Genomic DNA, 12,086 nt, shown 5'->3' with positions numbered 1-12,086 from the left:
TTTGAATGTCAGCTTCGCTGGAGGGTTCAGGGTCAGGGCGCATATGCGGCGACGGTCAGCTTTCCCCCTTAAGCTGAAAATAACGCCTTGCGAACGGAGATAGTGATCGTTTAGGCTCCCTGCCCTCCTATAGCTTCGCGCGTCTATCAAGCCGCTCACCACATGCAGGAAATTGGAGCCGGAAACATGTTGTCTGCGAAGGGTAAAACCTGATCCCGTCCAAAGCGAAGTTCAGAGCATAAACGTGGAAAACTACCTCCCATCTGACCAGCAAAGACCTGAATCTGAGAAAGTTGTTCTTCTTTAACTCCCGGACTCAAAGAGTCCTCTTTGTGCCCCTCACTTTCAGTGTCATTGTCCCTCAAGTCTAATGTATTGGTTTGCGTAATCCCCGAGATTTCCACAGATATTTCATACAGTAATTCGCTGAGTACTTTAGCGTCCGTTTTGCGGCTCAGAGCGTTGCGCACAGTCGCCATCAAGTCTGAGATCCCGCTATCGTCTGCTACAAATTATTTGAGACCAGGCAGAGCGGCCGATATTTTGTTGCGGAGTACAGTGAACTCGAGAACTCGATCAGAATACCTCTGAGCTGGATCTGTTGCAAACATTTGACCATTAGCGCTCGCGCCATCAGCGGGTGGGTGACTTTTGGAATTATCAAGTCGAAAGCCAGTTCATGATCTCTTTCAAAGGTGCTCAGTATCCGAAGGGCGTTTCCTCGGTCTCAGTGTTCTTCTATGTCCGATACGGAGTGTCATACCGGGATCGGGAAGAAATCATGCATGATCGAGGCGTCTCTGTTGATCGCACCACACTGAACCGATGGGTCATACGGTATTCCGGCGCGATTGCAGAAGCAGCGCGCCGCCGCAAACGACCATGCGATCGCTCCCGGAGAATGGATGAAACTTACATCCGAGTGAAAGGGGCGCGGGTCTATCTCTATCGAGCAGTCGAGAACTATGGCAGGACACTTGATTTCATGCTCTCCCAACGCCGAAACAAACTGGCCGCCACGAAGTCTTTCGCCCGGATGTTTGAAACCAATAGTTTGCCGAGGAAGCGTGTGATCGACAAGAGCGGCGCCGACACCGCGGGCCTCGAAGCGATCAACAAATGCTGAAGAGCTTCGATTGCCCGATACCAATAGAGATGGTGAGCAGGAAATACCTGAATAACATCGTCGAACAGGACCACCGTTTCATCAAGAGGCGCACTCGGCCAATGCTGGGGTTCAAGGCCTTCGCTGCGGCGGCGGATCTGGCAGGCATCGAAGTAGCGCACATGATCCGCAAGGGCCAATTGTCGCATGGAATCTGTGCGTTTTGTCAATTCTCCAGGTTGGTAATCTGAACCTGAAGTAATCACAAATTCATTTGACCGCCCTAAAACCTTGCGACAGAGGCGGTCTGCAAGGGTTGTTACCCTTAGGCCAACCTTTCTCGAGTGTTTTTTCTTGTTTCCATCCGACATAACGCTGTTCGATGTTTTTGGGGCAAACGATGTTTAGTTTCCAAGTTTCCAAGTTTCCAAGTTTCCAAGTTTCCAACTTGCCAAAAAGCAAAATAGCTCTTTGTTCTAGACACGCAAAGATCAGAGATTTGTTGTGACCAGAGACATGGGCAATTTCTGAGCCGGAACGACTTAGTGATCAGGCGCGACTCCTGATGTTCCCCGAACTTTCAGGGTCGCAGAATACTCAACATGTCGAATCGGGAGATCTGGTGTTCGCATTCGGTCCAGAAGGATCTCGGCCAGTCTTGCGCCCAACTTCTTAGGGTTAACTGCCAAGGTTGTCAGGCCAGGAGTTGAAACGGCGGCATCTTCAATGTCATCGAAACCCACTACCGAAAAATCATGCCCTGGTTTCAAACCGGACTGGATCAAGCCGAAGCATGCGCCAAGCGCCACAACGTCTCCGTTGCATACAACGCCCGTCACCTCGGGGTGTTGATGGCGGAGTGCCGCAATGGCATCAACACCGGCGCGCTTGTTTTCATCGCATGGCCAGACAATTGGCTGCGCGGCACCCAGTTGCTTTAGAGTGTCAAGATAGCCAGCAATGCGTTCCTCACGAACGGACGATTGCTCGGTGCCGCCCAAATACGCGATGTGCCTGTGCCCCAAGTCAATCAGGTGCTGCGTGGCTTGTGCGAGAGCTTCGGTGTTGAGTATACCGACATGGTCAAGAGACAGTGACACTTTTCGCATGAATGTCACGGCGGGAACACCGTGAGCATTCAGGAGCTCCATAGATACTTCGCTTGTGTCGAGTGCCGGAACCCAGATCAAACCACGGCGACCGAATCTGATGCAAGCTTCCAGAAGGCGGTCCTGGCGCTGAAGATCTCCTTGTGCATCGAGGATTGATACCATGAAACCTTCGGTCTCGAGCAAGTCGACGGCGCCACTGACAACTTCTGCGTTAAACGGATTAGCCAATTTGTTAATGATGAAACCGATTTCGCGATTGTCACCCGAACGCATTGTGGCCGCTGCTTGATTTGGGACGTAGCGCAGACGCTTGGCTGCGCTCAGGACTTTCTGACGTGTCTTCTCTGAAATTCGGCCGGTGTCACGCATAACTTGGCTGACGGTTGGAACCGACACGCCCGCTTCTTTGGCAACGCTGGATAAGGTGGGTTTTTTCGTCATGGGTCACTGTTGAGGTATAACGTTTGCATAAGATCGCAAGTGATTTTGCAAATGACAAGCAAATTATGGCGAATACTTGACGGCAACATACTTGACTCAAGATACAACGATATATCATATTAACTGCATTCGCCCGCGGACTGACCCAAAGGTGTCGGCGAGGGAGAGAGGTTGCCTGTTTCTTTGTCAGCCTCAGACATAGGGAGGAAAACATGTCTATTCATTCGAAGCTAGCGGGAGCCGTGTCCGGTGTGGCCATGCTTGTCGGCGCTGTCGCCGTCCAAGCTGAAACTCTGTTCTGGTCAACCCAGGCCCGGCCTGCCGAAGAAGCGCAGGCTATGCGGACCGAGGTTCTTGGTGGCTTCGATGGCGGAGTGGATTACCAGCCGAACGAAGATGGCCCTTGGCTGACCCGTTTGCAAGCTGAACTACAAGCGGGCTCGGGCAGTATTGACTTGCTGGGTTCTTTGCACGGCAACTTCTCGGCGATGAACCCTGATGACCTAATGGATCTCAGTGATCTTGGCGTCATGTCGGCCTCAGACACTTTCAATGATCTGGCCAAATTGGGAACTGACAGCCTGCACTACATGCCGTGGATGCAAGCGAGCTACATCATGGCCGCCAACACTGAAGCGCTGCAGTACCTGCCTGAAGGCGCGGACATCAATGCACTGACGTATGACCAGTTGATCGCGTGGGCGGCGAATGTGGAAGAAGCAACTGGACAGAAGAAATTCGGCTTTCCTGCAGGTCCCAAGGGCCTGAAACACCGCTTCTTCCAGGGCTACCTCTACCCGTCCTACACTGACGGTGTTGTGCGGACATTTGCATCGCCCGAGGCCGTGACTGCATGGGAGAAGTTCAAAGAGCTTTGGAGCCATACGAACCCCGCATCGACCAACTTCTCATTCATGCAAGAGCAGCTGTTGAACGGCGATGCCTGGATTGTCTTTGACCACACCTCGCGTCTTGCGCAGGCGTTTAATGAGCGCCCCGACGATTTCGTCGCCTTCCCAGCGCCTGCTGGTCCGACCGGCCGCGGCTTCATGCCTGTTCTGGCAGGTGTTGCCATACCGCGGACCGCGCCAGATGCTGAAGGTGCCAAAGCATTGCTGACTTATCTGATGCAACCCGAAACGCAGATCGCGACCCTTAAAGCCACAAACTTCTTCCCTGTGGTTGAAGTCGAACTGCCAGACGATCTGCCGCCTTCGGTCAAAGCCGCCGGTGAAGCGGTTGCCACGATGAGCGGATCACCAGATGCTAATCCTGGCCTGCTGCCTGCAGGTCTGGGTAGCATGGGTGGGGATTTCAATCGTGTTTACGTAGATTCGTTCGAACGCATTGTTTTGGCTGGTCAGCCTATTGAGCAGGTTCTGGAAGATCAAAAGAAACAGCTGGAAAAGATCATGAACGAAACTGGCGCGCCTTGCTGGGCACCAGATGCACCTTCGGAAGGTGCTTGCCCGGTCGAGTAAGACCTTCCCTGACTGCCGGGCTACCGAAGCGGTGGCCCGGTTCCCCAGCAAAATCCCAACTCAAAGGAGCGGTCCGATGGAAGCGCGGCTATTGCCTTACTTTCTGATCCTCCCGGTGACGCTATTTCTCTGCCTGTTTTTCCTCTACCCGTTTGCGCTGGTTGCGCAGCAGGCTTTTGGAACAGGGAACGGCTTTTCACTGGATAACTTTCGCGAAGTTGTGAGCTACTGGAAGTTCCCGATTTCTATGAAGAACACCTTTCTTCTGGCCGCGGCCGTGGTGCCGATTCAGTTGGCGCTGTCACTTCTGATGGCCACGATGGTCACGAAGATGCAAAAGGGCCGCGATCTGGTTCTGTATATTTGGACCATTCCGCTGGGTATCTCTGATCTAGCAGCCGGTATCATCTGGCTGGCGATCTTCGAGCAGTCGGGTTTTCTGAACTCGATGATGGTCGGGCTTGGTGTCACCGACCAACCTGTAAGTTTGCTGAGCTATCAAACTCCCTGGATTGTGTTCCTGGCGATCATGTTGGCCGAGATTTGGCGCGCTACAGCGATAATGCTTGTGATCCTTGTGGCGGGCATCGGCCTGATCCCCAAGGAATACTACGAGGCTGCGGATGTGTTTGGGGCCTCGCGCTGGAAACAGTTCACCCGGATCACCCTGCCGCTTTTGCGCCCGTCGCTGCAAACGGCCCTGGTCCTGCGCGTCATCCTGGCCTTCGAGGTCTTCGCCGTGGTTGCTGCTCTTGGAGGCACGATCTTCCCGGTACTAATGGGCGAAATTTACGCCTATCAGTTTGACCTGCAAAATGGTGGGGCAGCAGCAGCGCTGGCGATCATCGTTCTGATTATCTCGATCGTCTTCACTCTGATCATCATGCGCGCTCTGCGCGTCCCGAAAGGAGCTACGATATGACGGCTGTAGCAGACGTTGTAGCCCCTGACACCCGCAAGGCGGGTAGGGGGCTCTACCGAGCAGGAGTGATCTTGTTGTGTGCCTGGGTGATCATACCGCTTTACCTGCTGTTCGTGAACACAATGTCCTCACCGGATACGGTGAACAGTTTCCCCAAGAGCTTCATCCCGGAGTTCAATATGGGATCCCTGGAATTCTTTATGGGGTTCCAGGGGATGCTGAGGGCGCTGTGGAACTCGGTTGTGGTGGCTTTGATGACGATGGTGATGTCCATCGCCATCGGAGCGCCCGCGGGCTACGCCCTATCGCGGTTCGACTTCCGTGGGAAAGAGCTGTTCCGGCTGCTGATCCTGCTGACCCGGGCCTTTCCGCTGCCCTTGCTGGCACTACCCCTTGCGGTTCTCTTTATCCGCACAGGTCTGGATGACACGGCCTTCGGTCTGGCGCTGGTCCACACGACCCTGGCGATCCCATTCGCGGTGCTCATCACCTTTTCGCTCTTCTCTGGTATCCCGCTGGAGCTTGAGGAAGCAGCGTGGACGCTGGGCTGCACACGGCTGACCGCCTTCACCAAAGTGATCTTGCCTCTGGTACTGCCTGGGATCACGGCCTCGGCGATCTTCGCCTTCGTCATTTCGTGGAACGAGGTGTTCGCGGCCGCCGTGCTGACCATCGAGAACCGCACGTTGCCCGCATTCCTGTTGCAAACCCTGGGCGAGGCCCCTTTGCACCTGAAATTTGCGGGCGGCTTCATCCTCGTGGTGCCTGCGCTGATCTTTATCTTCGCTGTGCGCAAATACCTCTTTGCCATGTGGGGCATTGCCAACCGCTGAACGGTGGCTGAAAGGAAACTGTTATGGCTGAAATACAGATCAAAAACGTTGCCAAGAATTTTGGGTCTTATCAGGCTCTGCACGACATTAACCTGACCATCGCAGATCAGGAATTCATGGTCCTTCTGGGGGCATCGGGCTGCGGTAAATCCACGCTTCTGCGCATCATCGCAGGGCTTGAGACAGCAACGACCGGCGAAATCTGGATCGGAGGCCGCCGGGTGGATCACCTGTCACCCAAGGATCGCGGCATCTCGATGGTGTTCCAGAACTATGCGGTGTTTCCGCACCTGACAGTGTTTGAAAACATCGGCTTTGGTTTGCGGATGCAAAAACTGCCGGATGATGAGGTCAAACGCCGGGTCGAACGCACCGCAGGGTTAATGCATATTGAGCAGCTTCTGAAGCGCTATTCGGGAGAATTGTCAGGCGGTCAACGTCAACGGGTCGCTGTTGCCCGTGCATTGGCAATGGAGCCGGACGTGATCCTGATGGATGAACCGTTATCGAACCTTGACGCATTGTTGCGGATGGAGATGCGGGCCGAGCTGAAGGGTGTTCTGGCAGAAAGCAAGACTACCGCCATCTATGTGACCCACGATCAGGTCGAAGCTATGTCCATGGCCGACCGGATCAGCGTTATGCATCAGGGCAAAATTGTTCAGGCAGCCTCGCCCATCGAGGTGTACAGGGATCCAGCGGCCGAGTTTGTGGCCAGTTTCATCGGCAATCCGCCTATGAATTTCCTTCCCGCTGAAGCTGCGGGCTCTGGTCGCTGGACAGTTGCCGGGCAGAACCTTGACGGTCCTGCAAATGGCAAGGATCTGAAATGGGCTATTCGCCCGGAAGATTTGAGCATTGCGGATCAGGGGTTTGGAGCACGAGCCAAGGTTGTTGAGCCTTTGGGCGCACATTTGCTGGTGACTTGCGATGTAGACGGACACCAGTTCCGCGCAGTCCTGGACAGTGAGCTCAGCGTGAAACCTGGTGACGTACTTACCCTGGCACCGCAAGAGGGACGGGGGCGTTGGTTTGACCCCGAAACCACTCTGGCCGTCGCTTAAGGGAGAAACAGGATGAGCCAAGCTCTGATCGACCAGGCCCGAGGCGTCATGGAAGGAAATGATAGGGGCACCTACACCGTTCCTACCCATGGCCTCTATCCTTTCCAATGGAACTGGGACAGTGCTTTGTCCGCGCTTGGCTTTTCGCATTTCGACATGGATCGGGCCTGGGTCGAGGTCGAGACTCTTATGGCCCATCAATGGGACGATGGTATGGTGCCACATATCATTTTCCACGAACCAGATGATGGATATTTCCCAGGTCCTAACGTCTGGCAAACAAGGCGAGTAGTGCCCACGACTGGAATCACCCAGCCAGCGGTTGCGGGTTTCGCGCTGCGCAAGTTGTATGATCGGACTGAAGACAAAGCAGTCGCACGCGAGCGTCTTGCCAGGCTCCTGCCCCAGGTCCATGCATGGCACAGATGGTTCTACCGCGATCGCGATCCCAAAAGCACGGGACTGGTCGCAATCATTCACCCGTGGGAGTCTGGCAGAGACAACTCGGTGGATTGGGATGAAGGGTTGGACGCCGTGCCGATCGAGGGTGTCGCGCCATTCACTCGGCGCGATACGACACACGCCAACCCAGATCACCGCCCGTCGGACGAGCAATACAAGTGCTATATCTGGCTGGTCGAGTACTTCCGAGGGCTTGGGTGGGATAATGCGAAGCTCCACGATGCCTCACCCTTTTGCCTCGTTGATCCGGGCTTTAACGGCATCCTGATACGGTCTTGCGATGATGTCGCGGAATTAGCTGAGTTCTTAGGCGAATCTTCGATGGCTTCCGAGGCGCGTAAGATGGCCGCCAATGGCCGCTCGGCGCTGGAAAGCCTGTGGAACCCTGCTCTGGGGCAATATACGTGTTACAACCGCGCCGCAGGTCATCTGCAAGACACACCTTCGATTGGTGGGTTGCTCGCGGCAATTGCCCATGTCCCTCATGCTCGAGCTGATGCGCTCGCACGGAGGATCGCTTTGTTGGCTGAGCGATGCGGCTATCTGGTGCCCAGTCATGACCCGGCAGATGGCGCTTTTGACAGCCTGCGCTACTGGCGCGGACCGACATGGCTAATCGTGAATTATTTGATTGCTGAAGGCCTGATTCGGTCAGGGCAGGGGGCCATGGCGCAGCGTATCCTGGCTGACAGTTTGCGCCTCATCGAGAAAAGTGGCTTTGCAGAATACTATGACCCAAACAGCGGCGAGCCCTGTGGTGGTGGAGATTTTACATGGACCGCAGCCATGGTGATCGAAATCCTCAAGACCCAAAAAGTGTCAGCATGAAACGTTCGCGCATCAATGAGATCATGGACCAAGCAGCTGAGTTCATTTGCTCTCATGGCTTTGCTTTGCCGGCCTTCGCCTATTGGAGTCCAGAGGAATTCAAGGCTCGTGAAAGTGCTGCGCGTCATGTGATTGACGCACGTTGCGGTTGGGACATCACTGATTACGGTGACGGTGATTTTGAAAGGATGGGCCTGTTCCTATTCACTCTGCGCAACGGGCTGCAGAGTGATTTAGCCAAGGGCGGCGGCATGTGTTACGCCGAGAAACTGTTGATTTCGAGGCGGGACCAGCTGTCGCCAATGCACACGCATGTTCTGAAAGCTGAGGATATCATCAACCGCGGTGGCGCAACTCTGATTGTTGAGCTTTTTGGCTCAGACGACGCGGGTGGTTTTGCAGAGGATCGCGGCGGTGAGGTCTGGCTGGACGGCATCCGACATCATTACCAACCGGGCGAGAAGCTGCGCCTGGCGCCCGGGGAAAGCGTTACCCTGCGTCCTGGTGATTGGCACGCGTTCTGGGGCGAAGGAGGGGATGTGTTGATCGGTGAGGTCTCAACCATCAATGACGACGAGACCGACAACATCTTTCGTGAACCCATCGGCCGTTTTGCCGAGGTTGAGGAGGATGTTGCGCCGACGCATCTTTTGGTCAGCGACTATTCCAAATGGCTTGGTTGATTGATGAAGCCTGTGAAGACCAACTGGCGCTGGCGTTGGAACAATACTTGCTGGACGAACTGCGTTGCCAACGACCGCAAGGAGTTAACAGCACAATTCATTTGGTCTGCCAAAAGGATGGCACCCTGAAGGGCGGGCTTCTGGGCACAACATCTTATGGTTGGTTGTTGCTCAAAGTCTTGTGGGTGGCCCCGCCTTTCCGGCGTCAGGGGTTGGCACGCGCGTTGTTCGACCGCGCTTCTACCTTGGCCGTAGCGAGGGGTTGTCACAGCGTCTGGCTCGACACCTCCGATCCCAAGGCACGCGAGATTTATTTCCGCTGGAGGTTTGTACAGTTCGGCAAGCTAGAAAACGGACCGGATCGTGGGCCGTCAGAACACAGCCGTTGGTTCTTGCAACGGCCCATCGCCTGATCCGCAATAGGAACCCTATGATTGACCACGTCAACAACCCTCGAAGCTTTCTAGAACACCTCTTTAGCATCTTGTTGATCGCCTTGATCCTAGTCATATTCGCTCCGCTTTTGTTGATCGCAATTCTGAGCGGCAACCCGTTCGTCTCGAGCGCGCGGGCGAAAAACTTCGTTGCGGCAGCCTTGTTTCGGCGCCTGGATAGCATGAACTCGAGTGTCTTGCCGTATTTGCCGATAGACCAAAGGCCGGTCATGCACTAACAATCAAACTGGACCACTCAAGTGGGGCTGATCAATTATGTTGGTCTCAGTCACCAAACGAACCCGTGAGATCGGCATTCGGCTGGCGATCGGCGCAAAGTCCGGGCAGGTTTTGCTGCAGTTTCTGGTCGAAGCCATTGTCCTGTCGCTCATTGGTGGTTTGATCGGGGTCTTTTCGGGACTGGTTCTGGCCTATTTCGGTGCACGAATTCTGTCCGTCCCCTTTACCTCGGACCCCGGGGATCATCCTGATCGCTTTTGGGGTCTCGGCAGCTGTTGGCGTGGTTTTCGGCTGTTTTCCTGCCCGGCGCGCGGCCAGAATGGATCCCACTGAGGCACTCAGGCATGAATAAGACCAACGCTAAAAACCTACAGTTGACCCTCACCTGCACAGTGTTTTTCTGTTGCTTGTTTGTCGGCGTTTTATTGGCCAAGCCCATCGAATTTGATAACCGGTTTCAGACTGTGCTCGACCGATACGACATCGATTACCAAATACCGCGCGAGGGTAAAGCTATCCTTGTGCATATTCCTTCATACGAAATGATCGCGCTCGAGCGTGGCCGTCCAGTTTTGCGTAGCCGGATTATCCTTGGAACGCCGTGGCACCCGACCCCATTGCTTGAGACGTACACGCCCATCGTACGCTTCCGCCCTTCGTGGCGGCCGCCCCCTTCGATGGTGGCAAGCGGAGAGTACCTGGATCGGATCTGGCCACCAGGTGAGAGCAATCCGCTGGGGCTGGCAGCGGTGCACCTACGCGACGGGCGGAGTGGCTACCTTCATGACACCAATTGCCCAGAGTTGTTCCAGCGGCCAGATCGCGCTCCTTCGCATGGCTGCATCCGCGTGCAAGATTGGGGCGATTTGGTTGCGTTTGTGCTTGATACACCATTGGAGCAAGTTCACCGTCTGGCAAATGGGCGTCAGACCATGGACATCGAAACCCCATGCATCCCGTTTAGTGTGCGGTATCTGCGCAATTTCATGGACATCACTGGGCAGTTGGTTTCGTCCCGCGATATCTACCGGCGCGACCCCTTTTCCAATGCTTGGGAACAACCAGTTAAGGTGACTTGTGATGCCGCGGAATAACTCTGTTCTTCACGTTTCCGGTGACTGGGACACTCTCCTGAAATGAGAGCCTTGTTCCTCATATTGGCCTATCTGATGGTCCTTTTGCTTCCACTTGGGCTAAGCTGGAGCTTGGGCGGACCGCCGCGCCCATGGCATCAGGAAATTGCCTCAGGTCTGGGCATGGTGGCCTACTCCATCATTCTTGTTGAGTTCGTCCTGTCAGGGCGGTTTAGATCTATTTCAGCCGGTATTGGTATGGATGTAACGATGCGAGTGCATCAGGTCATGGCACGCGTGGCTTTGGTATTCGCGTTGCTGCATCCCTTATTCTACCAAGGCTCGAATTCTGGTGGGCCGCGCCCTTGGGACGGAACCCGGCAACTGACGCTCACAACCGATTTGTCGGTGCTAGTGACCGGAATCATCGCCTATCTTCTTCTGCCTGTTCTCGTCCTGTCAGCGATCGCACGGACAAAGCAGAACTACCGCTACGAAGCATGGCGCTTGATGCACGGAGCTATCGCTCTGGCGATTGCGGCCCTATTGCTGCATCACACGATCACGGCGGGGCGTTACGGATCACAGCTGGCCCTGACAACGATCTGGTCCATTATGGCGGCAGTCGCAGTTGGGTCGCTGCTATTTGTGTATCTGATTGAACCGATGCGGCAGCACCGCCAACCTTGGATAGTTGAATCGGTGCGCAGGCTCACACCCAGACAATGGGAGCTTAAGCTCAGACCAGACGGGCACGACGGGCTGGCCTTTCAGGCGGGCCAGTTCGCGTGGCTGAATATCGGGAACAGTGCGTTTTCGGTATATGAGAACCCCTTTTCGATAAGCTCGGCGCCGGCGGCAGGACCCGAGATATCCTTCGTGATCAAAGAGCTTGGCGATCTTACCAGCGCGCTTGAGCACATTAAACAAGATACGCGCGCATTTCTGGATGGTCCTCATGGCGGCCTTATGGTGGATGATCGAACAGAGGCCGGAATTGTACTTGTCGCAGGTGGTGTCGGAATAGCGCCAATGCTCAGCATCTTTTTCCAGAACCGGCTGACAAGTGATCCTCGGCCCGTCAAGCTTATCTATGGAAACCGTGAAGAAAGTCAGATCGTTTATCGCGAGGAACTGGCCGCGGAAGACGTGGTGTTCACCCTGTCGGAGCCCAAAGAAGATTGGAACGGTGAGACCGGAGTAATAGATGGGGCGCTATTGGATCGCGTCCTGTCGCCAGAGCAGTATTCGCAATGGCTTTTCGTGCTTTGTGGGCCTGCAATCATGATGGACATCGTTGAAGATCACCTGATTGCGCGCGGTACTCCTTCGCACCGCATTCTTTCGGAAAGGTTTGACTATGACTGATCTATTCAGGCGTATTTCCCTGCGCCGCCGAGTTTCGCTG

General features: G+C 54.9%; 12 protein-coding genes and 2 pseudogenes. 11 read left to right on the top strand and 3 right to left on the bottom strand.

The window, feature by feature from the left end; translation table 11 throughout:
* Positions 1-155: 155 nt before the first annotated feature.
* Positions 156-479, bottom strand: coding sequence for a hypothetical protein (locus Q1B13_RS08460; RefSeq protein ID WP_299799769.1), 324 nt, complete (start codon positions 477-479; stop codon positions 156-158).
* Between the two features lie 200 nt (positions 480-679).
* Here Q1B13_RS08460 and Q1B13_RS08455 point away from each other — a divergent pair.
* Positions 680-1,356, top strand: a pseudogene (locus Q1B13_RS08455) (IS6 family transposase).
* A gap of 291 nt (positions 1,357-1,647) precedes the next feature.
* Here Q1B13_RS08455 and Q1B13_RS08450 read toward each other — a convergent pair.
* Complete coding sequence (locus tag Q1B13_RS08450; protein ID WP_298934123.1) at positions 1,648-2,658, bottom strand: LacI family DNA-binding transcriptional regulator; 1,011 nt, start codon at positions 2,656-2,658, stop codon at positions 1,648-1,650.
* Between the two features lie 212 nt (positions 2,659-2,870).
* Between Q1B13_RS08450 and Q1B13_RS08445 the strand changes: the two genes are divergently transcribed.
* From Q1B13_RS08445 to Q1B13_RS08415, 7 genes are all read left to right on the top strand, one after another.
* On the top strand, positions 2,871-4,139 hold the full coding sequence (locus tag Q1B13_RS08445; protein ID WP_299079433.1) for an ABC transporter substrate-binding protein: 1,269 nt from the start codon (positions 2,871-2,873) through the stop codon (positions 4,137-4,139).
* A 76-nt stretch (positions 4,140-4,215) separates the two neighbouring features.
* Positions 4,216-5,061 carry a carbohydrate ABC transporter permease gene (locus Q1B13_RS08440; RefSeq protein WP_299079430.1) on the top strand — a complete coding sequence of 282 codons (846 nt, stop codon included), beginning with the start codon at positions 4,216-4,218 and terminating at the stop codon, positions 5,059-5,061.
* Entirely contained in the window at positions 5,058-5,894 is an 837-nt protein-coding gene (locus Q1B13_RS08435) for a carbohydrate ABC transporter permease (RefSeq protein WP_170411550.1), read from the top strand. The genes Q1B13_RS08440 and Q1B13_RS08435 overlap by 4 nt, the downstream gene beginning before the upstream one ends.
* Before the next feature lie 23 nt (positions 5,895-5,917).
* On the top strand, positions 5,918-6,958 hold the full coding sequence (locus Q1B13_RS08430) for an ABC transporter ATP-binding protein (protein ID WP_298934130.1): 1,041 nt from the start codon (positions 5,918-5,920) through the stop codon (positions 6,956-6,958).
* Positions 6,959-6,970: 12 nt separating this feature from the next.
* Positions 6,971-8,248 (top strand): trehalase family glycosidase, encoded by a 1,278-nt coding sequence (locus Q1B13_RS08425; RefSeq protein WP_298934132.1) that lies wholly within the window; start codon positions 6,971-6,973, stop codon positions 8,246-8,248.
* On the top strand, positions 8,245-8,931 hold the full coding sequence (locus tag Q1B13_RS08420) for a D-lyxose/D-mannose family sugar isomerase (RefSeq protein WP_299079418.1): 687 nt from the start codon (positions 8,245-8,247) through the stop codon (positions 8,929-8,931). Before Q1B13_RS08425 ends, Q1B13_RS08420 begins: the two co-directional genes overlap by 4 nt.
* Complete coding sequence (locus Q1B13_RS08415) at positions 8,919-9,344, top strand: N-acetyltransferase (protein ID WP_299079415.1); 426 nt, start codon at positions 8,919-8,921, stop codon at positions 9,342-9,344. Before Q1B13_RS08420 ends, Q1B13_RS08415 begins: the two co-directional genes overlap by 13 nt.
* 58 nt (positions 9,345-9,402) lie before the next feature.
* On the opposite strand, the pseudogene Q1B13_RS08410 reads toward Q1B13_RS08415, so the two are convergent.
* Positions 9,403-9,582, bottom strand: a pseudogene (locus Q1B13_RS08410) (DDE-type integrase/transposase/recombinase); the annotation flags it as partial.
* Between the two features lie 59 nt (positions 9,583-9,641).
* Here Q1B13_RS08410 and Q1B13_RS08405 point away from each other — a divergent pair.
* The 3 genes from Q1B13_RS08405 to Q1B13_RS08395 are packed head-to-tail and all read left to right on the top strand — an operon-like array spanning position 9,642 to position 12,046.
* The gene (locus tag Q1B13_RS08405; RefSeq protein WP_299079412.1) at positions 9,642-9,938 is read left to right on the top strand and encodes an FtsX-like permease family protein; all 297 of its coding nucleotides are present in this window, start codon (positions 9,642-9,644) and stop codon (positions 9,936-9,938) included.
* Positions 9,939-9,949: 11 nt separating this feature from the next.
* Positions 9,950-10,699, top strand: a complete 750-nt coding sequence (locus tag Q1B13_RS08400; protein ID WP_299079409.1) for a L,D-transpeptidase family protein — start codon at positions 9,950-9,952, stop codon at positions 10,697-10,699.
* A gap of 42 nt (positions 10,700-10,741) precedes the next feature.
* Positions 10,742-12,046 carry a ferredoxin reductase family protein gene (locus Q1B13_RS08395; RefSeq protein ID WP_299079406.1) on the top strand — a complete coding sequence of 435 codons (1,305 nt, stop codon included), beginning with the start codon at positions 10,742-10,744 and terminating at the stop codon, positions 12,044-12,046.
* Positions 12,047-12,086 lie beyond the last annotated feature (40 nt).

Source organism: uncultured Ruegeria sp., assembly GCF_947489545.1.
Classification (GTDB): Bacteria; Pseudomonadota; Alphaproteobacteria; order Rhodobacterales; family Rhodobacteraceae; genus Ruegeria.
The sequence above is the reverse complement of the archived record's forward strand: the minus strand, read 5'-3'. Positions and strand labels throughout refer to the sequence as shown.

What these genes read in the sequence shown, in the direction of transcription:
- Q1B13_RS08445 (WP_299079433.1), top strand. Translation starts at nt 2,871, where the DNA reads ATGTCTATTCATTCGAAGCTAGCGGGAGCCGTGTCCGGTGTGGCCATG.
- Q1B13_RS08430 (WP_298934130.1), top strand. Translation starts at nt 5,918, where the DNA reads ATGGCTGAAATACAGATCAAAAACGTTGCCAAGAATTTTGGGTCTTAT.
- Q1B13_RS08435 (WP_170411550.1), top strand. Translation starts at nt 5,058, where the DNA reads ATGACGGCTGTAGCAGACGTTGTAGCCCCTGACACCCGCAAGGCGGGT.
- Q1B13_RS08450 (WP_298934123.1), bottom strand. Translation starts at nt 2,658, where the DNA reads ATGACGAAAAAACCCACCTTATCCAGCGTTGCCAAAGAAGCGGGCGTG.
- Q1B13_RS08395 (WP_299079406.1), top strand. Translation starts at nt 10,742, where the DNA reads ATGAGAGCCTTGTTCCTCATATTGGCCTATCTGATGGTCCTTTTGCTT.
- Q1B13_RS08405 (WP_299079412.1), top strand. Translation starts at nt 9,642, where the DNA reads ATGTTGGTCTCAGTCACCAAACGAACCCGTGAGATCGGCATTCGGCTG.
- Q1B13_RS08440 (WP_299079430.1), top strand. Translation starts at nt 4,216, where the DNA reads ATGGAAGCGCGGCTATTGCCTTACTTTCTGATCCTCCCGGTGACGCTA.
- Q1B13_RS08425 (WP_298934132.1), top strand. Translation starts at nt 6,971, where the DNA reads ATGAGCCAAGCTCTGATCGACCAGGCCCGAGGCGTCATGGAAGGAAAT.
- Q1B13_RS08460 (WP_299799769.1), bottom strand. Translation starts at nt 479, where the DNA reads ATGGCGACTGTGCGCAACGCTCTGAGCCGCAAAACGGACGCTAAAGTA.
- Q1B13_RS08400 (WP_299079409.1), top strand. Translation starts at nt 9,950, where the DNA reads ATGAATAAGACCAACGCTAAAAACCTACAGTTGACCCTCACCTGCACA.
- Q1B13_RS08420 (WP_299079418.1), top strand. Translation starts at nt 8,245, where the DNA reads ATGAAACGTTCGCGCATCAATGAGATCATGGACCAAGCAGCTGAGTTC.
- Q1B13_RS08415 (WP_299079415.1), top strand. Translation starts at nt 8,919, where the DNA reads ATGGCTTGGTTGATTGATGAAGCCTGTGAAGACCAACTGGCGCTGGCG.